The organism is Kluyvera georgiana, assembly GCF_050990895.1.
Taxonomy (GTDB): domain Bacteria; phylum Pseudomonadota; class Gammaproteobacteria; order Enterobacterales; family Enterobacteriaceae; genus Kluyvera; species Kluyvera georgiana.
Genome location: NZ_CP158865.1, coordinates 4,033,000 through 4,057,553 on the forward strand (window position 1 = coordinate 4,033,000; position 24,554 = coordinate 4,057,553).

The 24,554-nt window shown below is 55.3% G+C and carries 17 protein-coding genes; 7 read left to right on the forward strand and 10 right to left on the reverse strand.

What is annotated here, in order from left to right; all coding sequences use genetic code 11:
- Positions 1–91 precede the first annotated feature (91 nt).
- Positions 92–754: a carbonate dehydratase gene (gene can, locus ABTW00_RS19230; protein ID WP_065356543.1), complete on the forward strand. Its 663-nt coding sequence runs from the start codon at positions 92–94 to the stop codon at positions 752–754.
- Positions 755–847: 93 nt separating this feature from the next.
- On the opposite strand, the gene hpt is transcribed toward can, so the two are convergent.
- Positions 848–1,384 (reverse strand): hypoxanthine phosphoribosyltransferase, encoded by a 537-nt coding sequence (gene hpt, locus ABTW00_RS19235; RefSeq protein WP_064547513.1) that lies wholly within the window; start codon positions 1,382–1,384, stop codon positions 848–850.
- 204 nt (positions 1,385–1,588) lie between these two features.
- On the opposite strand from hpt, the gene ABTW00_RS19240 reads away from it, so the two are divergent.
- Positions 1,589–3,979: a glucose/quinate/shikimate family membrane-bound PQQ-dependent dehydrogenase gene (locus tag ABTW00_RS19240; RefSeq protein WP_433636957.1), complete on the forward strand. Its 2,391-nt coding sequence runs from the start codon at positions 1,589–1,591 to the stop codon at positions 3,977–3,979.
- A gap of 76 nt (positions 3,980–4,055) precedes the next feature.
- Here the strand turns inward: ABTW00_RS19240 and ABTW00_RS19245 are convergent, their stop codons facing one another.
- Both ABTW00_RS19245 and cueO read right to left on the reverse strand, forming a co-directional pair.
- Entirely contained in the window at positions 4,056–4,580 is a 525-nt protein-coding gene (locus tag ABTW00_RS19245; protein WP_064547508.1) for a hypothetical protein, read from the reverse strand.
- A gap of 121 nt (positions 4,581–4,701) precedes the next feature.
- Entirely contained in the window at positions 4,702–6,267 is a 1,566-nt protein-coding gene (gene cueO, locus ABTW00_RS19250) for a multicopper oxidase CueO (RefSeq protein ID WP_433636959.1), read from the reverse strand.
- 144 nt (positions 6,268–6,411) lie between these two features.
- Between cueO and ABTW00_RS19255 the strand changes: the two genes are divergently transcribed.
- Positions 6,412–6,759 carry a YacC family pilotin-like protein gene (locus ABTW00_RS19255; RefSeq protein WP_062772020.1) on the forward strand — a complete coding sequence of 116 codons (348 nt, stop codon included), beginning with the start codon at positions 6,412–6,414 and terminating at the stop codon, positions 6,757–6,759.
- Positions 6,760–6,786: 27 nt separating this feature from the next.
- On the opposite strand, the gene ABTW00_RS19260 is transcribed toward ABTW00_RS19255, so the two are convergent.
- Positions 6,787–7,782 carry a LacI family DNA-binding transcriptional regulator gene (locus ABTW00_RS19260; protein ID WP_433636962.1) on the reverse strand — a complete coding sequence of 332 codons (996 nt, stop codon included), beginning with the start codon at positions 7,780–7,782 and terminating at the stop codon, positions 6,787–6,789.
- A 240-nt stretch (positions 7,783–8,022) separates the two neighbouring features.
- Between ABTW00_RS19260 and ABTW00_RS19265 the strand changes: the two genes are divergently transcribed.
- Together ABTW00_RS19265 and ABTW00_RS19270 are read left to right on the forward strand one after the other, a co-directional pair.
- The gene (locus tag ABTW00_RS19265; protein ID WP_433636964.1) at positions 8,023–9,426 is read left to right on the forward strand and encodes a sugar porter family MFS transporter; all 1,404 of its coding nucleotides are present in this window, start codon (positions 8,023–8,025) and stop codon (positions 9,424–9,426) included.
- A gap of 18 nt (positions 9,427–9,444) precedes the next feature.
- Positions 9,445–11,496 carry a glycoside hydrolase family 36 protein gene (locus ABTW00_RS19270; RefSeq protein WP_433636966.1) on the forward strand — a complete coding sequence of 684 codons (2,052 nt, stop codon included), beginning with the start codon at positions 9,445–9,447 and terminating at the stop codon, positions 11,494–11,496.
- Between the two features lie 83 nt (positions 11,497–11,579).
- Here the strand turns inward: ABTW00_RS19270 and yacL are convergent, their stop codons facing one another.
- Both yacL and acnB read right to left on the reverse strand, forming a co-directional pair.
- Positions 11,580–11,942, reverse strand: a complete 363-nt coding sequence (gene yacL / locus ABTW00_RS19275; RefSeq protein ID WP_064547505.1) for a protein YacL — start codon at positions 11,940–11,942, stop codon at positions 11,580–11,582.
- 214 nt (positions 11,943–12,156) lie between these two features.
- Positions 12,157–14,754: a bifunctional aconitate hydratase 2/2-methylisocitrate dehydratase gene (acnB, locus tag ABTW00_RS19280; protein ID WP_433636968.1), complete on the reverse strand. Its 2,598-nt coding sequence runs from the start codon at positions 14,752–14,754 to the stop codon at positions 12,157–12,159.
- A 439-nt stretch (positions 14,755–15,193) separates the two neighbouring features.
- Between acnB and ABTW00_RS19285 the strand changes: the two genes are divergently transcribed.
- The gene (locus ABTW00_RS19285; protein ID WP_433636970.1) at positions 15,194–16,849 is read left to right on the forward strand and encodes a DUF3300 domain-containing protein; all 1,656 of its coding nucleotides are present in this window, start codon (positions 15,194–15,196) and stop codon (positions 16,847–16,849) included.
- 11 nt (positions 16,850–16,860) lie between these two features.
- Positions 16,861–17,667, forward strand: a complete 807-nt coding sequence (locus tag ABTW00_RS19290) for a DUF2950 family protein (RefSeq protein WP_065356537.1) — start codon at positions 16,861–16,863, stop codon at positions 17,665–17,667.
- A gap of 55 nt (positions 17,668–17,722) precedes the next feature.
- On the opposite strand, the gene ABTW00_RS19295 is transcribed toward ABTW00_RS19290, so the two are convergent.
- From ABTW00_RS19295 to aceE, 4 genes are all read right to left on the reverse strand, one after another.
- A complete protein-coding gene (locus ABTW00_RS19295; RefSeq protein ID WP_163448039.1) occupies positions 17,723–18,007 on the reverse strand; it encodes a hypothetical protein in 285 nt (94 codons plus the stop codon).
- 276 nt (positions 18,008–18,283) lie between these two features.
- Positions 18,284–19,708 carry a dihydrolipoyl dehydrogenase gene (lpdA, locus tag ABTW00_RS19300; protein ID WP_064547498.1) on the reverse strand — a complete coding sequence of 475 codons (1,425 nt, stop codon included), beginning with the start codon at positions 19,706–19,708 and terminating at the stop codon, positions 18,284–18,286.
- A gap of 206 nt (positions 19,709–19,914) precedes the next feature.
- The gene (gene aceF / locus ABTW00_RS19305) at positions 19,915–21,807 is read right to left on the reverse strand and encodes a pyruvate dehydrogenase complex dihydrolipoyllysine-residue acetyltransferase (RefSeq protein WP_065356528.1); all 1,893 of its coding nucleotides are present in this window, start codon (positions 21,805–21,807) and stop codon (positions 19,915–19,917) included.
- 14 nt (positions 21,808–21,821) lie between these two features.
- On the reverse strand, positions 21,822–24,485 hold the full coding sequence (aceE, locus tag ABTW00_RS19310) for a pyruvate dehydrogenase (acetyl-transferring), homodimeric type (RefSeq protein ID WP_433636974.1): 2,664 nt from the start codon (positions 24,483–24,485) through the stop codon (positions 21,822–21,824).
- Positions 24,486–24,554: the final 69 nt, after the last annotated feature.

Below are 24,554 nucleotides of genomic sequence, written 5' to 3' on the forward strand. Positions count from 1 at the left end.
TTACCTTACATTCCGATACTTGATATTGGGTTTTAATAAATCAGGACTTGCCCTATATTAACCCAACGAAAATTACTGGGTTACCGCTTCCATGAACGACATAGATACACTCATCAGCAACAATGCACTATGGTCAAAGATGCTGATAGAAGAGGATCCCGGTTTTTTTGAGAAACTGTCGCAGGCGCAAAAACCACGCTTTTTGTGGATCGGATGTTCCGACAGCCGCGTTCCCGCCGAACGTCTCACCGGGCTTGAGCCTGGCGAACTGTTTGTTCACCGTAACGTGGCAAACCTGGTTATCCACACTGACCTCAACTGCCTTTCCGTAGTGCAGTATGCCGTTGATGTACTGGAAGTTGAACACATTATTATCTGCGGCCACTACGGTTGCGGCGGCGTACAGGCGGCGGTAGAAAACCCGGAGCTGGGTTTAATCGATAACTGGCTGCTGCATATCCGCGATATCTGGTTCAAACATAGTTCATTGCTGGGCGAGATGCCGCAGGAACGTCGCCTGGATACGTTATGCGAGCTGAACGTGATGGAACAGGTGTATAACCTGGGGCACTCCACCATCATGCAGTCTGCGTGGAAGCGCGGCCAGAAGGTGATGATTCACGGTTGGGCCTACGGTATTCATGACGGCCTGTTGCGCGACCTCGACGTCACCGCGACCAGCCGCGAAACCCTCGAGCAGCGATACCGCCACGGGATTTCCAACCTCAAGTTAAAGCATATCAATCATAAGTAGTGCAGGGATTGCCGGGTGACGGCTAACGCCTTACCCGGCCTACAAGCCTGCGCCGTAGGCCTGATAAGCGAAGCGCCATCAGGCACCCGCGCATTACTCGTCTAACAGCACCACTTTGCCGACGTACGGCAGATGGCGGTAACGCTGCGCGTAGTCGATACCGTAACCGACGACGAATTCATCCGGAATGGAGAAACCGACGAACTCAACCGGCACGTCCACTTCACGGCGAGACGGTTTGTCCAGCAGCGTACAGATCGCCAGCGACTTCGGCTCACGCAGGCCGAGTATCTCGCGCACTTTCGACAGCGTATTGCCCGAGTCGATAATGTCTTCGACGATCAGCACGTCTTTACCGCGAATGTCTTCATCCAGGTCTTTAAGGATTTTCACGTCGCGGGTGGTCGACATACCGCTGCCATAGCTGGATGCCGTCATAAAATCGACTTCGTGCGGTACCTGCACTTCACGGCACAGATCGGCCATGAACATGAATGAACCGCGCAGCAAACCCACCAACACCATTTCGCTGCCGCTATCTTTATAGCGCTCGTTAATCTGACGACCCAGTTCGGCGATACGCGCTTTGATCTCCGCTTCCGGGATCATCACTTCAACAGTATGTTTCATTTAACTAACCACATGATTTTAAATGTAAATCACTCAACCTGTTAACCCAGAGCCGCGAGGTTGATCAGCAAGCGGGAAAGTATACCAGCAAAACGATTCATGCGGCTAATTCGATAATAAAGCTCATTTTGTGATTTCGATCACACTTGTTAAATCCTATAATCAAATGAAAGCAATAATTAACAAACAAACGGACACCTTTCTATGGCTGAAACAAAAAACCAACAACCACGACTGCTCGCGAGGCTAACCACCCTCTTTGCGGCTTTTTGTGGTTTGTATCTTCTGATTGGCGGAGCGTGGCTGGTCGCCGTTGGCGGCTCCTGGTATTACCCGGTCGCCGGTCTGGTGATGCTGGGCGTTACCGCGCTGCTGTGGCGCGGTAAGCGTTCGGCGTTGTGGCTGTATGCGGTACTGCTGGTCGCCACCATGATCTGGGGCGTATGGGAAGTCGGCTTCGACTTCTGGGCGCTCACCCCGCGCAGCGACGTGCTGGTGATCTTCGGCGTGTGGCTGATTCTGCCGTTCGTCTGGCGTCGCCTGATCGTGCCGTCCAGCGGTGCCGTGGGCGCGCTGGTCGTGGCATTGTTGATCAGCGCCGCGATTCTGACGTGGGCAGGATTCCATGACCCGCAAGAAGTGAACGGCACGCTGAGCGCCGACGCTATGCCTGCAGAGCCTATCTCGCAGATTGCAGACCAGGACTGGCCCGCCTATGGCCGTAACCAGGAAGGCCAGCGTTTCTCGCCGCTTAAGCAAATTAACGCGGAGAACGTGCACAACCTGAAGGAAGCCTGGGTGTTCCGCACCGGCGACCTGAAGCAGCCAAACGATCCGGGTGAAATCACCAATGAAGTAACGCCGATTAAGATTGGCAACATGCTCTATCTGTGTACTGCCCACCAGCGTCTGTTCGCGCTGGATGCGGCTACCGGGAAAGAGAAGTGGCACTTCGACCCGCAGCTGGGGACCGACCCGAGCTTCCAGCACGTGACCTGCCGTGGCGTGTCTTATCACGAAGCGACGGCGGCGAACGCCTCGCCTGACGTGGTGTCCGATTGTCCGCGCCGTATCATTCTGCCGGTGAACGATGGCCGAATTTTTGCCCTCAATGCCGACACCGGTAAGCTGTGTGAATCCTTTGCGAACAAAGGCATTCTGAACCTGCAAACCGATATGCCGGTCACCACGCCGGGAATGTATGAACCGACTTCACCGCCGATTATCACCGATAAAGTGATTGTGATTGCCGGTGCGGTTACCGACAACTTCTCTACCCGCGAGCCGTCTGGCGTGATTCGCGGCTTCGACGTCAACAGCGGCAAACTGCTGTGGGCCTTTGACCCGGGCGCGAAAGATCCTAACGCCCTTCCGCAACCCGGCCAGCACTATACCTTTAACTCGCCGAACTCATGGGCACCCGCGGCCTACGATGCGAAGCTGGACCTGGTCTACCTGCCGATGGGCGTCACCACCCCGGATATCTGGGGCGGCAACCGTACACCGGAACAGGAACGCTTTGCCAGCTCCATTGTGGCGCTGAACGCCACCACCGGTAAACTGGCCTGGAGCTACCAGACCGTTCACCACGATCTGTGGGACATGGATATGCCGTCCCAGCCGACGCTGGCCGACATCACCGTCGATGGCAAAAACGTACCGGTTATCTACGCACCGGCCAAAACCGGCAACATCTTCGTGCTGGATCGCCGTAACGGCGAGCTGGTCGTCCCGGCACCGGAAAAACCGGTCCCGCAGGGCGCGGCGAAAGGCGACTACGTCACCAAAACCCAACCGTTCTCTGACCTGAGCTTCCGTCCGAAGAAAGACCTGAGCGGTGCAGACATGTGGGGCGCCACCATGTTTGACCAGCTGGTATGCCGCGTGATGTTCCATCAGCTGCGCTATGAAGGCATCTTCACCCCGCCGTCAGAGCAAGGCACGCTGGTGTTCCCGGGTAACCTGGGGATGTTTGAGTGGGGCGGTATCTCTGTCGATCCGAATCGTCAGGTGGCGATTGCCAACCCGATGGCGCTGCCGTTCGTCTCTAAACTGATTCCACGCGGCCCAGGCAACCCGATGGAGCAGCCGAAAGACGCGAAAGGTAGCGGTACAGAAGCGGGGATTCAGCCCCAGTACGGCGTGCCGTACGGCGTTACGCTGAACCCGTTCCTCTCTCCGTTCGGACTGCCGTGCAAACAGCCGGCCTGGGGTTACATCTCCGCGCTGGATCTGAAAACCAATGAAGTGGTGTGGAAAAAACGTCTGGGTACGCCGCAGGATAGCCTGCCGTTCCCGCTGCCAATTCCATTGCCGTTCAATATGGGGATGCCGATGCTGGGCGGCCCGATTTCCACCGCCGGTAACGTGCTGTTTATCGCCGCAACCGCCGATAACTACCTGCGCGCATACAACATGAGCAACGGTGAGAAACTGTGGCAAGGACGTCTGCCGGCAGGCGGCCAGGCGACGCCGATGACCTATGAGGTCAACGGTAAGCAGTTCGTGGTTATCTCCGCTGGCGGCCACGGGTCGTTTGGCACAAAAATGGGCGACTATATTGTGGCCTATGCGTTACCTGACGACGTGAAGTAAACAAAATGCCGCCCCTTAGGTCGGCATCAATCTCTCCCCCGGGTCACGCGTTTTTGTGGCCCGGGGAAACGCTCTGTTATTTATCAAACTTAATCGACAGCAGCGACGCCCTTGCCACCCCCTGATACTGCCCCACCAGGTCCTTCGTCATATTAAACGCGGCCTGCACTGCCTTATCGTTTTCAGACGTGACCAGCAGCATGTTCAGTATTTCCGTATCCGCAGCCTGGGAGCGGAAGGTAATCAACCACGCTTTATGCCCATCAACCGTCACGGACTCCGCCTGCGGCTTAAAGTTACTCAGCATTTTCAGCGTCGCGTCTTTTGCGACATCCAGTTTGTCTGCGGGCAGCGCGTGACGTCCGTTACTTACCCCTAAGGATGCTTTACCACGTTCATCACTATAAATAACCTGCGGACGGTTTTCTGACGGGTATTTGATTTTTGCCATATCGTCAGGCATCGGCGTGAAGACCTGCGGGATCTCGATGCTCAACTTCAGCTCGGGAATGTTTTTACGTTCCATCTTCATGTCAGCCTGTGCTGACACCGCCACCATCATGACAAAAGATGCGGCCAGAACCTTACCAAAGAGAGACATGTTCACCTCGTGATTAATTGTTATCCACACGAGTATATATTTAATTATCCGTTTGATACGGCGAAAATTTGTATCGCCTGGAGGGTGTTACCGGATAGCGTCGCCGCTATCCGGTTTTTTGCTAGACGGTAAAGCCAAGCATCATGCCGGTATCTTCATGCTCCAGCAGGTGACAGTGCGCCATGTAGGCCTGATCTTTCGGGGCCTCATGATCGAACTTCACCAGCACTTCGCTAACGCCGCCTTCCACGCGCACCGTATCTTTCCAGCCCGTGCGATGCGCTGCCGGCGGCTGGCCGTTTTCCCGTAGAATGCGGAACTGGGTACCGTGAATATGGAACGGGTGCAGCATCATGTCGCCCTCGCCGGAAATGACCCAGCGCTCAAACTTGCCTTTTTCCGCCGCGAACATCGGCTGGTTCATATCAAAGGCTTTACCGTTGATCTTATTCGCATTGTGGAAATCGAACCCGCCTTCGCCGTGCTGCATGTGCCCCATGTTGCCGTGGTCCATTTTCATCCCACCGTGGCCCATCATGCTGCCGTGATCCATTCCGCCCATCGCCTGATTGCCGTATTTCTGCATCAATGCCTGCATGCCCATCATGTCGAGCATGGGATCCATTGATAACTGAAGCTTACGCTCGGTCAGGCCGTCCAGCGACGGCAGCGCGGGTATTTTCGCCAGCGTATCCGGCAGCGTACCAGAGCCCGGAATTCCGACCGGCTGGATGTGTAGCACCGGCACAGCCTTATCAAACGGCGCAACCGCCATTCCCATCTGGGTAACCGGCAGCGTCACCAGGTCGAACGCTTTGCCATCGCGAGCATCCACCAGCACTTCAAAACGCTCGCCCATCAGCATGGGTAGCTCGTTCACTTTCACCGGCTCGGCCAGCAGCCCGCCGTCGCTCGCCACCACGTACATCGGGCGTTTGTCGCTGATAGCAAGCGTCAGCGAGCGCGCGTTACAGCCGTTGAGCAGGCGCAGACGCAGCCAGCCGCGCGGCGGCGCGTGCTGCGGGAACGGCGCTCCGTTGGTCAGCAACGTATCGCCAAACCAGCCAACGGCGGCGCTCATCACATCCAGCTGATAATCAATCTCGCCCGCTGCGGTGAATTTTTTGTCCTGCATAATCACCGGAATATCGTCGATACCCCACTGCTTGGGCAGCATCAGCTTTTGGCTGTCTTCATCCTCAATCAGCACCAGTCCAGCCAGCCCCATCGCTACCTGATGCCCGGTTTTACCGTGCTGATGCGGGTGGAACCAGCAGGTCGCCGCTCGCTGCATCGGCGTAAAGCTCACCGTGCGGCTGGCTCCGGGTTGAATGACCCCCTGCGGCCCGCCGTCGACCTCACCCGGCACCTCCAGGCCGTGCCAGTGCACGGTGGTCTCTTCCGGGAGCGCATTCTGGATTTTGATCGTGGCCGGGGTCCACTGCTGTAGACGAATAGCCGGCCCCAACAGGTTGCCGTTATAGCCCCAGGTGGTCGCCGTTTTCCCCGCAAACTGCGTCTTTCCGGCCTGCACGGTCAGCAGGATCTGGTTATTCGCGTCGGCGGTGAGGAGCGGCGGAATGGCGAGCGTAGGACGTTCAGCGGCAAACACCGCACGGCTCCATAGCGGCAAAGCGCTGGCAACGCCGACGGCGGCGCTTAATTTGAGAAAATCACGACGATGCATCGGTACATCCTTTTCGGCTTGTGGTGATTATTTGAGCTTAAACCCTCCCCCTGCAGGAAGGTCAAGCGGAAAGCAATGAATAATGCTCCCGGTCTTGTGGGTAAATATGTTAACGTGGAATATCGACGATGTAAGGTAGAAGAAATGAAGACGTTTTTCCGAACGGTGCTGCTTGGATCGCTGCTGGCGATGTCCAGCTCGAGTTATGCTTTAAGCGAGTCTGAAGCGGAAGATATGGCCGATCTGACGGCGGTATTTGTGTTCCTGAAAAATGACTGCGGCTACCAGAACCTGCCTAATACCCAAATCCGTCGCGCGCTGGTCTTTTTCGCACAGCAGAACCAGTGGGATCTCAGCAATTATGATACGTTTAACATGAAGGCGCTGGGTGAAGACAGCTACCGCGATCTTAGCGGCATCGGCATCCCAACGGCGAAAAAATGCAAGGCGCTGGCGCGTGATTCGTTAAGCCTGCTGGCTTACGTCAAATAATGAAATGGCGGAGCCCTGATGCTCCGCTTATCGTTTAACCGGTAGCGTCAACAACACCGACTCCACCGCACTTTCTTGCTGGGTTACCCGCAATATCGCCTGTCCTAACTGGCGGCCAACCTCTTCATGATCGACAGTAAACAAGCAGGATGATGACATCACCCTCGCCGAGAAATCACTGCTTGCCGTGGCGCACAGCATATTTTTTTCATTTAAGGGGCACGCTGGCAACGAAGCCAGGTAGTGGCTCGCCCCCATCAGCAAGAAGTCGTTGATAAAGATTACGAAATCAGGTGGTTCTGGCTGCTGCATAAACTGGCGCGCCGCCTCTTCACCAGAAAACTCCGCAACGGTGCCATAGAAGATCAACCCATCTGGCTGATGAATTCCCTGCACCGCCAACGCCTCTAAACATCCTGCCAAAAACTGGTGGCCGTGCATGCTCTCCGGTCCAAGCGTAGCAATGGCAATACGCCGGGCACCGCTATCCAGCGCCGCGCGCACACATTGACGCCCCATCTCTTCATGATGAAAATCTACCCAGTTAAAGCAGCCCCCTAGCGTTCGGCTTTGTCCCATCGTCACAAACGGAAACTGCAGTTCATCCAGCAGCAGAATACGTTCATCTTCAATGCGGGTATCGGTGAGAATAATGGCGTCTGCACGGTTTTGTTCTACGATCTTTCGCAGCAGTAGCCGCTCACTCTCACGATCGGTCGAAATGTGGATAACCGGATCGATGGCGCTCTCTTTTAAGCTGGCCTGTAACCCTCTGGCGATCGCCATAAAAAACGAAGCAGTATGGATATTGCCGTCATCGGCAACCGGCAGGAGCAGCGCAACCACGCCCACTTTACCGCTGCGCAAATGTTTCGCCGAGGCATTTGGCCTGTAGCCCAGTTTTTCCGCCGCTTCGCGTACTTTTTTCCGCGTATGACTGCTGATATCGCTTTTGTTATTCAGCGCCTTTGATACCGTCGCCGTCGATAGATTCAGGCACGCCGCCAATTCTTTTATATTCATATTTATTTATGGATTAAATGGCTCTGAACAAGGATATTCCTGCCAATCTAAACCAATCGTTTTCATGTGACAATAAAAAACCGTCTTAACACCTTCGCAATGTGCAGTCACGATCACACTTACGTAGTTAAAGCCATTGCCAACCTTATTTTTCAGATCTAGCATAAAATAATACGAAATCGATTAAGTATTTTAAATAGAACCCTTAATTATAATTACCATGACAAAGGTACTTACACCATGCAATTAGATAGTGTACTTCCTGCTTCAGCTGTAAAAAATAAAACACGACCACAGGTGATATGGATTTGTCTGCTTGCAGCGCTGGCCGGCCTGCTATTTGGTCTGGATATCGGCGTCATTTCCGGCGCCCTCCCACTGATTGCTAAAGAGTATCATCTGCTGGATAGCCAGCAGGAGTGGATCGTCAGCTCAATGATGGTCGGCGCGGCCGTTGCGACGCTATGTAGCGGCGTTCTGGCCTATCGGCTTGGGCGGAAATACTCACTGCTCATCGCCGCCGCCTCGTTTTGCCTGGGCGCCATCATTTGCACCTGTGCCATCAGCCCTGAGATGCTGATTATCGGGCGGTTGATTCTTGGCGTGGGATTGGGCGTCGCCTCCTACGCGACACCGCTCTATCTTTCTGAGATTACACCCAAAAATATTCGCGGTGCGATGATTTCCGCCTATCAGTTGATGATTGCGCTGGGTATTTTACTGGTCTTTCTCACCAATACTGCCTTCAGCTATAGCGGCAACTGGCGCGGTATGTTGCTGGTTGTGGCGATCCCTTCGCTGGTCTTTTTGTTCGGCGCTCTGTTTCTGCCGCGCAGCCCGCGCTGGCTAATGATGCATGGCCGCGAACAAGCGGCCCGCGCCGTCCTGTTACGCCTTCGCAATAGCAGCGAGGAGGTTGAAAACGAGCTGCGGGAGATTAAAGAGCAGCTCAACGTTAAGCAGCAGGGATGGCATTTATTCAAGGAAAACAAAAACTTTCGCCGCAGCGTTGGCCTGGGTATCGTGCTGCAAATCATGCAACAGTTCTCCGGGGTTAACGTGATGATGTATTACGCGCCGCGTATTTTTCATGAAATCGGCTTTACCACCACCGCCGAGCAGATGTGGGGAACCGTTATCGTGGGCTTAGTGATGACCATCGCCACGTTTATCGCCGTCGGTTTCGTCGATCGTTGGGGTCGAAAACCGATGCTGTACATCGGCTTTATAACTATGGGCATCGCCATGAGCGTGGTGGGGACGCTGCTCGGCGGCGATGCGCTGTCGGCCGTGGAGAAGGGAATCACCGTCGCTATGCTACTGCTGTTTATCGTCGGTTTTTCTATGTCGGCAGGTCCGCTTATCTGGCTGCTTTGTTCTGAAATTCAGCCGCTGAAAGGGCGCGAATTCGGCATTACGTGCTCCACCTTTACCTGCCGCATTGCCGGGATGATTGTCAGTGCCACCTTCTTGTCATTGCTGAATACCTTAGGCAGCGCGCATACCTTCTATCTCTATGCGCTATTAAATATCGTGGCCCTCGTGATTATCTACCTATTTGTTCCGGAAACAAAAAATATTTCCCTGGAACAAATTGAGCAAAACCTGATGGCAGGGAAAAGATTAAGAAGCATTGGCCGATAATAAAAGGACAAGTGAAGAATGAGCTTTCTGGAATTTAATGAAGATAATTTTCATATTATCTTTGAGATTGATGACGAGCAGCAGATTTATATCAGCCAGTTTTTAGTTAACGAGCAGCGTGAAGCACACGGCGCGTTCCCTCTTATTCAGGTCCACGCCAGTGGCTACAACCAGAATGATCATCATGCTCGCAAGCATACCGGCAGCGAGCCGGGATCGTCCCTGCGCTACCATGCCCATCGCGAGAGCGAAAACGCGCAGGGGAAAAAACTGGAGATCGATCTTCACGGCCCGGCTATTCATGCTCGCTGGCATTTGCAACATTTTCGCGAGTTACGCTCAGCCCGAGTATGGTGCGAGATCGAAAATGTCAGCACTGAAGTCATTGCTCTGGAATATGTCAGCTCGCTGGCGCTGTTCGCCATTGATAGCCTGCCGTGGGAAAACAACAGCGTCTTACACCTGCCGCACAATAACTGGTACGGCGAAGCACAGTGGAAAAGCGCCACGCCGTCGCAGCTCGGGCTGGATAAAGTTAACCGTTTTTCCCTGGATCGCATCGCTATCGAAAGCACCGGTACGTGGTCCAGTATCGGTTATCTGCCCGTTGCCGCTTTTGAAGATAAGGCGGCAGGCACAACGCTCCTCTGGCAAATTGAGCATAATGGCTCATGGCAGTGGGAAATCGGCGATTTCCGCGACCGCCTTTATCTGCTCGTCAGCGGCCCCACCGAAAATGAAAACCACTGGTGGAAACCGCTGGCCTCCGGTGAAACCTTTACCTCTGTGCCGGTTGCCGTCAGCAAAGTTCAAGGTGGACTGCAGGAGGCATTACAGGAGATAACCCGCTACCGTCGGCGAATCATGCGCCCAGCACTCGATAACAAACAGCTGCCGGTCATTTTCAATGATTATATGAACTGCCTGTCCGGCGATCCTACCACCGCCAAACTGCTACCTCTGATCGATGCGGCAGCCGAGGCGGGCTGCGAATATTTTTGCATCGACTGCGGCTGGTATTCAGACGGTGAGTGGTGGGACGGAGTGGGTGAATGGCAACCTTCGCCACGGCGTTTTCCGGGCGGGATCCGCGAACCTCTCGATTACATAACGACTAAAGGGATGAAATCAGGCCTGTGGCTGGAACTGGAAGTCATGGGCATCGCCTGTCCGCTGGCGCAAACGTTGCCCGACGCCTGTTTTTTTCAGCGTCATGGTAAACGGGTTATCGACCACCAGCGCTACCAGCTCGATTTTCGCCATCCTTTGGTACAGGCCCATGCCGACCGGGTCATCACGCGCCTGGTCGAAGAGTACGGTATCAGCTACATCAAAATGGATTACAACATCAACGCCGGAAGCGGCACGGATTACCAGGCCGATAGCAGCGGTGACGGTCTTTTACAACATAACCGGGCTTATCTTGGCTGGCTGGCTAAAACAATGGACCGCTACCCGCAGCTGGTTATTGAGAACTGCGGTAGCGGCGGCCTGCGCATGGATTATGCCATGATGCAGCTACACAGCATCCAATCGGTAACCGATCAGACCGACTATCGTTTGATGGCCGCCATTGCCGCAGCCGCCGCGTCTGCCGTCACGCCGGAGCAGGCTGCAATCTGGTCCTATCCGCTGCGCGAGGGCGACCGGGAAGAGGTGGTGATGAACATGGTCAACAGCCTGCTGCTTCGCGTACATCAGAGCGGCCATCTGGCCGAGTTGAGCGGAGAACGTCTGGCGTTGGTCAAGGAAGGGATTGTACTGTACAAATCGTTTCGCGAGAAAATTCCACACTTACAGCCATTTTGGCCATTGGGAATGCCCTCGTTCGCCTCGCCGTGGCTGGCATTTGGCCTACGTGATGAGCAGCAGGCGTGGGTCGCGATCTGGCGTATGGACAGCGAGCAGGCAACCATGACGCTGCCAATGGCATCGGTCGAAACCATGACCTGCGTTTATCCACAGGCCGAGCAGTGCCGCTGCCTGCCAACATGCCAGTCGCAAAGCGTTAGCGTTTCTCTACCGGAGAAAATGACGGCAAGGCTATTTCACCTAACCTTCGGGAATTAACCATGTAGCCCGGACGAGGCGTGCAAGCGCCGACTCCGGGGACGTTCCCGGCGTCACTGCGTTCGGCCGGGCTACCTTTTGAACTAACGCTGTTGCACGAACTCGCGATATGCCGCAACGACCTGTAAAAAGTCTTCTACGCCGCACAGAGATAAACTTTCCTCGTCGTAGTAACTCATTCCCTCTTCCATTTCGTCGCCGGAAAATTCCAGCTGATTAGCGCGAACCATCACTTCTTCGCCGTCCATCCACAGAGTGTATTCATGCCCGGCGCGCTGCCATGAGCGTTCGCTGCCTTTAACGGTGCGTGCAGCCTGTTCCACTTCATCCAGTAGCGAGAGGTTGTCTTTAACCTCTTCATTAAACCAGTGACCGACCACCTCGTGGCCCATCGACATTCGTACTTTTACCCCTCCGGTAACGTCGCGCAGAAATTCATAATCCATGATCTGTTCCTCTACAAAGGCAATGCGTCACCGCTGCATTGTACCTATGGGTAATTATCGCAGTCTGGAGGAATAAAAACAGCGTCGCCGCGGGAGGAATAGAAAAATAAAAAAGGTGAGAGCCGAAACTCTCACCTTTCCTGCCCGGCCAAACAACGTGACGCCGGGGACGCTCGCGGAGTCGGCGCTGATGCGCCTCCTCCGGGCTATGCCATTAGACCGCCGTCTGGAAAATCACGCCGTCCGCTTTCTCAGTGTACTGAGAGAGCTGGTCGAAGTTCAGGTAACGGTAGGTATCCACCGCCGTCTTATCCACCTGCGCTACGTAGGTCTGGTACTCTTCCGGCGTCGGCAGTTTGCCGATAAGCGCCGCAACCGCCGCCAGCTCCGCAGAGGCCAGGAAGACGTTCGCACCGGTACCTAAACGGTTCGGGAAGTTACGGGTGGAAGTGGAAACCACCGTTGCACCGTCAGCCACGCGCGCCTGGTTACCCATACACAGGGAACAGCCTGGGATCTCAATACGCGCACCGCTCTTACCGAACACGCTGTAGTAGCCTTCTTCGGTCAGCTGCGCGGCGTCCATACGGGTTGGCGGCGCCACCCACAGACGAGTCGGCAGTTGGCCTTTATGGTTGTCCAGCAGCTTGCCGGCAGCACGGAAGTGGCCAATGTTGGTCATGCAGGAACCGATGAACACTTCGTCAATCTTCTCGCCCTGCACGTCGGACAGCAGACGCGCGTCGTCCGGATCGTTCGGCGCACAGAGAATTGGCTCTTTAATGTCAGCCAGATCGATGTCGATCACCGCCGCGTACTCTGCGTCAGCATCGGCTTCCAGCAGCTGCGGATCCGCCAGCCATTTTTCCATGCCCTGCACGCGACGTTCCAGGGTACGACGGTCGCCGTAGCCTTCTGCAATCATCCACTTCAGCAGGACGATGTTGGAGGTCAGATACTCAACGATCGGCTCTTTGTTCAGCTTGATGGTACAACCGGCAGCGGAACGCTCGGCGGAAGCATCGGTCAGCTCGAACGCCTGCTCGACTTTCAGTTCCGGCAGACCTTCGATTTCCAGGATGCGGCCAGAGAAGATGTTTTTCTTACCCTTCTTCTCAACGGTCAGCAGGCCCTGTTTGATGGCGTACAGCGGGATGGCGTGTACCAGATCGCGCAGGGTGATGCCCGGCTGCATTTTGCCTTTGAAACGCACCAGAACAGATTCCGGCATATCCAGCGGCATCACGCCGGTCGCGGCGGCAAACGCCACCAGACCCGAACCCGCCGGGAAAGAGATACCAATCGGGAAACGGGTATGGGAGTCACCGCCGGTACCCACGGTATCCGGCAGCAGCATACGGTTCAGCCAGGAGTGGATAACGCCATCGCCCGGACGCAGAGAGACACCGCCACGGTTCATAATGAAGTCTGGCAGCGTGTGGTGCGTGGTCACGTCAACCGGCTTCGGATACGCGGCGGTGTGACAGAAGGACTGCATCACCAGGTCAGAAGAGAAGCCCAGGCACGCCAGGTCTTTCAGTTCGTCACGGGTCATCGGGCCGGTCGTATCCTGAGAACCCACGGAGGTCATCTTCGGTTCGCAGTACGCGCCCGGACGGATACCTTTCACGCCGCAGGCGCGGCCAACCATTTTCTGTGCCAGAGAGAAGCCGCGGCTGCTTTCCGCCACGTCTTTTGCCTGACGGAATACGTCACTGTGCGGCAGGCCCAGCGCTTCACGCGCTTTGGTGGTCAGGCCACGACCGATAATCAGCGGGATACGGCCACCGGCGCGGACTTCGTCGATCAGCACGTCGGTTTTCAGTTCGAAGGTTGCCAGCAGTTCATCGGTCTCGTGGTTGCGCACTTCGCCTTTGTACGGGTAGACGTCAATCACGTCGCCCATATTCAGGTTGGCTACGTCCACTTCGATTGGCAGCGCGCCCGCATCTTCCATGGTATTGAAGAAGATAGGTGCAATTTTGCCGCCAAGGCACAGGCCGCCGCCGCGTTTGTTCGGTACATGAGGGATATCGTCACCCATGAACCACAGTACGGAGTTGGTCGCTGATTTACGGGAAGAGCCGGTACCCACAACGTCGCCCACGTAGGCCAGCGGGAAACCTTTCTGCTGCAGGGCTTCGATCTGCTTGATCGGGCCAACGCTGCCCGGCTGATCCGGGTCAATGCCTTCGCGGGCGTTTTTCAGCATCGCCAGGGCGTGCAGAGGAATATCCGGGCGTGACCACGCATCCGGCGCCGGAGACAGGTCATCGGTGTTGGTTTCACCGGTCACTTTGAAGACGGTAACGGTGATTTTGTCCGCCAGCGCAGGACGGCTCAGGAACCATTCGGCATCGGCCCAGGACTGAACAACCTGCTTCGCGTAGGCGTTGCCCGCTTTGGCTTTCTCTTCGACGTCGTAGAAGTTATCGAACATCAGCAGGGTGTGGGACAGCGCTTTGGCAGCAATCGGCGCCAGTTTCGCATCGTCCAGCGCATCAATCAGCGGATGGATGTTGTAACCACCCTGCATGGTGCCTAACAGTTCAATGGCTTTTTCTGGGGAGACCAGCGGGGAAGTGGCTTCACCTTTCGCAACGGCGGCGAGGAAACCCGCTTTTACGTAGGCGGCTTCGTCAACGCCCGGCGGTACGCGATTAATTAACAGGTCTAACAGGAATTCTTCTTCGCCAACAGGCGGATTCTTCAGCAGCTCAACCAGCGCGGCCATTTGGGTTGCATCTAAGGGTTTGGCAACAATCCCAATGGCTGCACGCTCAGCTACGTGCTCACGGTATTCTTTTAGCACGACGGTATCTCCTCGCTCTCATTGTCATATGCGGTCGGCGATCTCTTCACGCTCCTGTGAGACAGCAGTTTGTAGGGTAAAAGCCCGGTACCGCGAGGGCCAGCATAGCAGGATTTCCGGAGACTGTTAATCCGTTTACAAAAAAGCAACATTAAATATTTGCTGAATCGTTAATGTTGATATAAGAGAGCAGGAAATCACCCTTTTAGATAGGAAAAAACCAACTGTTAGCAGCGATGTTAGATGTTTTGTTATTAAATCATTACTTATACGTAACAACGAACTTCAGGCCATGAGTGTGCGCAAGTGTAAACTCCTGTCAGATTTTCCCTGCATCCGCAGAAATCCCTGCTTTAATCAAAAAACAAACAACAGTCTCATTATACTCGCGGCATATCCGATCCCTCATACGGACTGTTTAGTTCTCTGGAGATCCACCATGAACTTGCCCTTTAAGCCCCACTATATTGCACTGGTGTGCAGCGCCGGGCTGCTTGCGGCGGCCGGTACGCTGTATGTGAAAAGCCGCGAACCTGCCGCTCCGGAGGCGCCGCCGGTTGCCGCCGTCGCCGCGCCGGAAGCCGCAGCGACGCCAACCTACTCCACAGCGCAAATCACCCAGTGGGTGGCCCCCATCGCCCTTTACCCCGACCCGCTGCTGTCGCAGGTATTGATGGCCTCCACCTACCCGGATAGCGTCACTCAGGCAGTGCAGTGGTCGAAAGATCATCCCGGCCAGCAGGGCGATGCGGCGGTAAAAGCCGTCGCTGGGCAGCCGTGGGACGCCAGCGTGAAATCGCTGGTCGCCTTTCCACAGCTGACGGGCATGATGGGCGAAGATCCTCAGTGGGTGACCAACCTCGGCAACGCCTTTCTGGCGCAGCCGCAGGATGTGATGGATGCAGTGCAAAAACTTCGACTGCTGGCGCAGCAGACTGGCTCGCTGAAATCGACACCGCAGCAAACGGTGACCACCACCAAACGTGCGGCCTCATCCACCGGCTCCAGCCATACAACCAGCAGCGCAAGCAGCTCACCAACGGTGATTAAAATCGAGCCGAGCGATCCGCAGGTGGTGTACGTTCCGAACTACAACCCGACGGTCGTTTATGGTAACAGCTGGCCTTACACCTCAGCGCCGCCGGTTTATCTGCCGCCACCTCCCGGGGAGCAGTTCGCCGACAGCTTTGTACGCGGTTTTGGCTTTAGCCTGGGCGTGGCGACAACCTACGCCATTTTCAGCAACATTGACTGGGATGATGACGATCACCACCACGATGATGATCACCACCACGATGACGATCATTACGATCACGGCGGCTACCAGCATAATGGCGATAACATCAATATTAATGTAAATAATTTCAACAAGATAACCGGAGCGAATCTGAGCGGAGAAACCCGCAACTGGCAGCATAATCCGGCCTATCGCGGTAATACGCCTTATCCGAATAATACGGTAGCCAATCAGTTCCACCGGACCAACGTCGCCGGCGGGCTGAGCGCCACTCACCAGACTCCGGCGTTAGTTGCGCCGCATCAGACCGATGTCGCGGGCGGCCTCAGCGCCATCCAACATACTGCGCCGAACCGCGATGCGCAGCGTCAAGCGGCAATGCAGCAGCTTAACCAGCGCACGCATAGCAACGGCACAACGCCAGCGGCCACTGACTCGCGGGACGCTCAGCGCCGCGCCGCATCGCAGCAGCTCAACCACACCGTGCAGCGCAATAACTTCCGCGGCTACGATGCCCCGACGAGCCATATCGCCACGCGGAATACCCAGCCGCGAGAGGCCGCGCAGCGCATCCAGCAGTCGCATCCGCAGCTTAACGATAGCCAACGGCAAAGCCTCCAGCGTGAACGTCAGAATGGCGAAAAACTGCATCTTAATCAGGACATGATGGGTCAGCGCAGCGCATTACAGGCACATCGTGAAGGCGCGCGCAGTAATGTTTTCAGCGGCAACGAAAGCCGCGCCCCCTCCTGGCAGTCACAGCAGTCACGCGGGCTTGAGAGCCGTCGTGCTTCCGGCCTCGGCGGTGAGCAGCGCAGCGGTGGGCTGGCTGAGCATCATGAGTTTCGTCGACGCTAAAGGACAACAAGATGAAAAAGCAGATACAGATAGCCCTGCTGGCGCTGGCAATGTCGCCGCTAATGGCATGGGCACAGCAGACGTTCTCCACGCCAGAGCAGGCGGCCAGCGCGCTGGTGGATGCCGTCAGCCACAAAGATGACAACAAACTGGACAAACTCTTCGGCGAAAACTGGCAGCAATTTTTACCGCCTGACGGCGTTGACCAGGAGGCCGTTGCTCGTTTTCTTCGCGACTGGCGGCTCGGTCATCGGATAATCACACAGGGCAACACCGCCTGGTTAGATGTGGGTAACGACGGCTGGCGGCTGCCCATCCCCATGGAGAAAGGCGACACAGGCTGGGCCTTTAATATCGCCGCAGGCGAAGATGAGATTCTGACCCGCGCCATTGGCCGCAACGAGCTTTCGGCTATTGAAGCCATGCACGCTTACGTGGATGCACAGCAAGATTACTATCAGCTGAACCACGCCTGGGCGCAGAAAATTATCAGCAGCGACGGGAAAAAAGATGGCCTTTACTGGCCCATCAAGCCGGGAGAAGATCCCAGCCCTCTGGGGCCAAACTTCAGCCCCTCGGTGCCGGGTGAAGGTTATCACGGCTACCATTTCCGCATCATCGCCGACGGCGATAAAGGCGAAGTCGCCCTGCTGGCCTGGCCGGTTGAGTGGGGGCAGACGGGCATCATGAGCTTTATGGTCGATAAGACCGACCGCGTTTACGAAGCGAACTTAGGCGCAGAGACGGCGCAAAAAGCGCAGGCGATTACTCAGTTCTCACCGGACTCCAGCGTCGGCTGGCAGGCCGTCGCCGAATAAAAAATACCCGGCAGCGTGGAAACGCTGCCGGGTATTTTAAAACCGCAATGCGCGATTACCCCTGATGAGGCATGAGCTCCGGATGGCCTTTCACCGGCGGTTTACTGCTGGTCAACGCGGCTTCATCCGCACTGATGCTGCCGGAGTTATCCGCCCAGACGCCTTCCTGCGTTTTTGTCACCTGCTGATGCTGTGCATTCAGATCCTGGCCCATCGCCGCAATGTGCGTGCTCTCGGTACCGCCGCTGTTATCCGCCCAGGGGATGGTAGCGTCCTGCGCAAAAGCCATACCGGAAATCAGCGTCGCAGCCAGCGCTGCCGTTGTCAGAATCGTTTTCATATCTCGCACCTCTATTTATTAGCATGCTACTATTTTACACCGTGATTATTATTCAAATGACGGCAAGATATAACAGAACGTTTCTCGAAGGGACAGCTGATACAGGGCAATATAACGGGATCGTCGCGTACAGCGGACGTTGGCCAATTGAGCACCGCCGGCAATATGTTACCAGCATCACAATCTTTGCTACGCTTCGACACAGCTTTGTGACCGAAGGCATAAAAAAAGCGGCCCTCAGGCCGCTTATGTCATTCCGATAACCGGGAAAAAGAATTACTTCTTCTTCGCTTTCGGGTTCGGCAGGTCGGTGATGCTACCTTCGAACACTTCGGCCGCCAGGCCCACGGACTCGTGCAGAGTCGGGTGCGCGTGGATGGTCAGCGCGATGTCTTCTGCATCACAGCCCATTTCGATCGCCAGACCGATTTCACCCAGCAGCTCGCCGCCGTTGGTGCCGACAATCGCGCCGCCGATAACACGGTGAGATTCTTTGTCGAAGATCAGTTTGGTCATACCGTCTGCGCAGTCGGAAGCGATAGCACGGCCAGAAGCAGCCCACGGGAAGGTGGCGGTTTCGTAGCTGATGCCTTTCTCTTTCGCTTCTTTCTCAGTCAGACCAACCCATGCAACTTCTGGCTCAGTGTACGCGATGGACGGGATAACTTTCGGATCGAAGTAGTGTTTCTTACCGGAAATAACTTCGGCAGCCACGTGACCTTCGTGAACACCTTTGTGCGCCAGCATCGGCTGACCGACGATATCGCCGATAGCAAAGATGTGCGGCACGTTGGTGCGCAGCTGTTTGTCAACGTGGATGAAGCCACGGTCGTCAACTTCCACGCCAGCTTTGCCCGCATCGAGGTTTTTACCGTTCGGCACACGGCCGATAGCGACCAGCACCGCGTCGTAGCGTTTCGCTTCAGACGGCGCTTTTTTGCCTTCCATGGAAACGTAAATACCGTCTTCTTTCGCTTCAACGGCAGTCACTTTGGTTTCCAGCATCAGGTTGAATTTCTTGCTGATGCGCTTGGTGAAGACTTTAACGATATCTTTGTCAGCAGCCGGGATAACCTGGTCGAACATTTCAACCACGTCAATCTCTGAACCCAGCGCGTGGTACACGGTACCCATTTCCAGACCGATGATACCGCCGCCCATGACCAGCAGGCGTTTTGGCACTTCTTTCAGTTCCAGTGCGTCTGTGGAGTCCCAAATGCGCGGATCTTCATGCGGAATGAACGGCAGCTGAATTGGACGAGAGCCCGCCGCGATGATCGCGTTGTCGAAGTTGATCACGGTTTTGCCGTTTTCGCCTTCCACTTCCAGGGTGTTCGCCCCGGTGAATTTACCCAGACCGTTAACCACTTTCACTTTACGGCCCTTGGCCATACCAGCCAGACCGCCGGTCAGTTGAGTGATAACTTTTTCTTTCCAGGTACGAATCTTGTCGATATCCGTTTTCGGCTCACCGAAGACGATACCGTGTTCAGCCAGCGCTTTGGCTTCTTCGATAACTTTTGCTACGTGCAGCAGCGCTTTAGAAGGGATACAGCCAACGTTCAGACAAACACCGCCGAGGGTGCTGTAACGTTCTACGATTACGGTTTCCAGACCTAAATCAGCGCAACGGAAAGCAGCAGAGTAACCCGCCGGGCCCGCCCCAAGTACCACGACCTGAGTTTTAATTTCAGTACTCATCATGACCTCTATCATTTGTATCCGGCGGTCTGACGTTATAGTTATTACGCCCATCATCCACCGGGACGTTCTATCCGCGTGTATTTTACAAAATTGTTAACAATTTTTAAACAACAAACGGCAAACGATTTTGTCCTTTGTTGCTGATAACCCCTAACCACTCCGAGGTTACCAGAAAAAAGCCGGCCGTCAGGCCGGCTTTTTCATTACATCACCAGACGGCGAATGTCAGACAGCATGTTGTTGATGATGGTGATAAAGCGCGCACCGTCCGCACCGTCGATAACGCGGTGGTCGAAGGAGAGCGAAATCGGCATCATCAGACGCGGCATAAACTCTTTACCGTTCCACACTGGCTCCATAGAGGACTTGGAGACACCGAGGATCGCCACTTCCGGCGCGTTCACAATCGGTGCGAAGTGGGTGGTACCCAGGCCGCCGATGCTGGAGATGGTGAAGCAACCGCCCTGCATTTCGCCAGCGGTCAGCTTGCCATCACGCGCTTTCTTGGAGATGGTGGTCAGTTCGCGAGACAGCTCGGTAATGCTCTTCTTGTTCACGTCTTTGAAGACCGGAACAACCAGACCATTCGGGGTATCTACCGCAACGCCGATGTTGATGTATTTCTTCAGCGTCAGACGCTGACCATCTTCGGACAGAGAGCTGTTGAAGCGCGGCATCTGTTCCAGAGCGGCGGCAACGGCTTTCATGATGAAGACCACTGGGGTGAATTTCACGTCCAGTTTACGTTTTTCAGCTTCGGCGTTCTGCTGTTTACGGAACGCTTCCAGATCGGTGATATCGGTCTTGTCGAAGTGGGTAACGTGCGGGATCATCACCCAGTTACGACTCAGGTTAGCACCAGAGATTTTCTGGATGCGGCCCAGTTCCACTTCTTCGATTTCACCAAACTTGCTGAAGTCCACTTTCGGCCAAGGCAGCATGCCCGGAATACCGCCGCCAGCTGCTGCAGCCGGAGCCGCTTCCGCACGCTTGATAGCGTCTTTCACGTAAGCCTGAACGTCTTCGCGTAGGATACGACCTTTACGGCCAGACCCTTTCACTTTCGCCAGGTTCACGCCGAATTCGCGCGCCAGGCGACGAATCAGCGGAGTAGCGTGGACGTAAGCGTCGTTCTCAGCAAACTCAGATTTGCCTTCCGCTTTTGCCGCCGGAGCAGGCGCTGCTGCCTGGGCAGGCGCGGCGGCCGGAGCCGGAGCTGCTGCCTGAGCCGGAGCGGCCGCAGGCGCTGCGCCTTCCACTTCGAAGACCATAATCAGAGAGCCGGTTTTCACTTTGTCGCCGGTGCTGATTTTGATCTCTTTCACGGTGCCCGCGAACGGAGCCGGAACTTCCATAGAGGCTTTGTCGCCTTCTACGGTAATCAGTGACTGCTCAGCGGCAATTTTATCGCCGACTTTAACCATCACTTCAGTGACTTCAACTTCGTCACCGCCGATATCCGGTACGTTAACTTCTTTGGAGCCCGAAGCTGCTGCCGGAGCCGCTGCGGCGGCAGGCGCTGCAGCCTGAGCCGGTGCAGCCGCTGGTGCCGCGCCCGCAACTTCGAAGACCATAATCAGAGAGCCGGTAGACACTTTGTCGCCGGTGTTCACTTTGATCTCTTTCACGGTACCCGCGAACGGCGCCGGGACTTCCATAGAGGCTTTATCGCCTTCTACGGTGATCAGCGACTGCTCAGCGGTCACGGTGTCGCCCACTTTCACCAGAATCTCGGTCACTTCAACTTCGTCACCGCCGATATCCGGAACGTGTACGTCTTTTGCTGCCGCTGCAGCAGGTGCTGCTGCCGGAGCCGCTTCTTTCTTCTCTTCTGCCTTGGCAGGTGCAGCTGCTGCTGCACCGTCGGCGGAATCGAAAATCATGATCAGTTTGCCGGTCTCAGTTTTGTCGCCAACAGAGACTTTGATCTCTTTAACGATACCAGCCTGAGGAGACGGAACTTCCATAGAGGCTTTGTCGCCTTCTACGGTGATCAGCGACTGTTCAGCTTCAACTTTGTCGCCCACTTTGACCAGGATCTCGGTGATTTCAACTTCATCAGCCCCGATGTCCGGTACATTGATTTCGATAGCCATTGTTCTTTTACCTCTTACGCCAGACGCGGGTTAACTTTTTCTGCATCGATGTTGAATTTGGTAATTGCTTCCGCAACCACTTTCTTATCGATTTCGCCACGTTTAGCCAGTTCGCCCAGTGCCGCTACAACCACGTAGGAAGCATCAACTTCGAAGTGGTGACGCAGGTTTTCACGGCTATCAGAGCGGCCAAAGCCGTCGGTACCCAGTACGCGGTAATCATCAGCCGGTACATAAGTACGAACCTGCTCAGCAAACAGTTTCATATAGTCGGTAGAGGCGACAGCCGGAGCGTCGTTCATCACCTGAGCGATGTACGGAACGCGCGGCGTTTCCAGCGGGTGCAGCATGTTCCAGCGCTCACAATCCTGGCCATCACGCGCCAGTTCAGTGAAGGAAGTCACAGAGTACACGTCAGAGCCCACACCGTAGTCTTTCGCCAGGATCTGTGCTGCTTCACGGACGTGACGCAGGATAGAACCGGAGCCCAGCAGTTGAACTTTACCTTTGCTACCTTCAACGGTTTCGAGTTTGTAGATACCTTTACGGATACCTTCCTCGGCGCCTGCTGGCATGGCCGGCATGTGGTAGTTTTCGTTCAGCGTGGTGATGTAGTAGTAAACGTTCTCTTGTTTCTCACCGTACATACGCTCCAGACCATCGTGCATGATGACCGCAACTTCGTACGCGTAAGACGGATCGTAAGAGATACAGTTCGGGATAGTCAGAGACTGAATATGGCTATGACCATCTTCGTGCTGCAGACCTTCGCCGTTCAGCGTCGTACGACCGGAAGTACCACCTACCAGGAAGCCGCGAGCCTGCTGGTCGCCAGCCTGCCAGCACAGGTCACCGATACGCTGGAACCCGAACATGGAGTAATAGATGTAGAACGGAATCATCGGCAGGTTGTTGGTGCTGTAAGAGGTCGCAGCCGCCAGCCAGGATGCGCCAGCACCCAGTTCGTTGATACCTTCCTGCAGAATCTGGCCTTTCTCGTCTTCTTTGTAGTACGCAACCTGCTCGCGGTCCTGCGGGGTGTACTGCTGACCGTTCGGGCTGTAGATACCAATCTGACGGAACAGACCTTCCATACCAAAGGTACGCGCTTCATCGGCGATGATCGGCACGAGGCGGTCTTTGATAGATTTGTTCTTCAGCATCACGTTCAGGGCACGTACGAACGCGATAGTGGTAGAGATCTCTTTGTTCTGCTCTTCCAGCAGCGGCGCGAAATCTTCCAGAGTCGGCAGCTCTAACTTCTCATCGAAGTTCGGCTGACGGCTCGGCAGGTAGCCGTGCAGTTTCTGACGCTGGGCGTGCAGATAGGTGTGCTCTTCAGAACCTTCCGGGAAGGTGATGTACGGCAGTTTTTCGATATCCGCATCGGCAACCGGCACGTTGAAACGATCGCGGACGTAACGAACGCCGTCCATGTTCATTTTCTTCACCTGGTGCGCGATGTTTTTACCTTCAGCGGTGTCACCCATGCCGTAACCTTTAATGGTATGGGCGAGGATTACGGTCGCTTTGCCTTTGGTTTCCTGCGCTTTTTTCAGTGCAGCGTAGACTTTCTTCGGATCGTGACCACCGCGGTTCAGGGCCCAGATCTGCTCGTCAGTCCAGTCGGCCACCAGCGCTGCGGTTTCCGGATATTTGCCGAAGAAGTGCTCACGCACGTAAGCGCCATCTTTGGATTTGAAGGTCTGGTAGTCACCGTCAACGGTTTCTTCCATCAGCTGGATCAGTTTACCGCTGGTATCTTTACGCAGCAGCTCGTCCCAACGACCGCCCCAGATAACCTTGATAACGTTCCAGCCAGCGCCCGCGAAGATGCCTTCCAGTTCGTTAATGATTTTGCCATTACCGGTAACCGGGCCATCAAGGCGCTGCAGGTTACAGTTGATGACAAAGACCAGGTTGTCCAGTTTTTCACGGGTCGCGATGGTGATCGCACCTTTAGATTCTGGTTCATCCATCTCGCCGTCGCCCAGGAAGGCGTATACGGTCTGTTTGGACGTGTCTTTCAGACCACGGTGTTCCAGATATTTCAGGAACTTAGCCTGATAGATAGCACCGATCGGGCCCAGACCCATGGATACGGTCGGGAACTGCCAGAAGGTCGGCATCAGTTTCGGGTGCGGGTAGGAAGACAGACCTTTACCGTGAACTTCCTGACGGAAGTTGTCCATCTGCTCTTCGGTCAGACGGCCTTCCAGGAAGGCACGCGCGTAAACGCCCGGGGAGATGTGGCCCTGGAAGTACACCAGGTCGCCGCCATCCTGCTCGTTGCGTGCGCGGAAGAAGTGGTTGAAGCACACTTCGTAGAAGGTCGCAGAAGACTGGAAGGAAGCCATGTGGCCGCCCAGCTCGAGGTCTTTTTTAGACGCACGCAGCACGGTCATGATGGCGTTCCAACGAATAGCAGAACGAATACGACGCTCCAGCTCCAGATTGCCCGGATATTCCGGTTCATCTTCAACGGCAATAGTGTTGACGTAACCGCTAGCACTTGCACCCGCCGCTACCTGAACGCCGCCTTTGCGTGCTTCAGAAAGCAGTTGGTCGATAAGATACTGAGCGCGCTCAACACCTTCTTCACGGATGACCGATTCGATCGCCTGTAGCCAGTCGCGAGTTTCGATCGGATCCACGTCATTGTGTAAACGTTCTGACATGGGTTATTCCTTATCTATCTAGTACGTTGATTTGTCTGGAACCTGTCCCATTGCGCTTTCGTGGGAAAA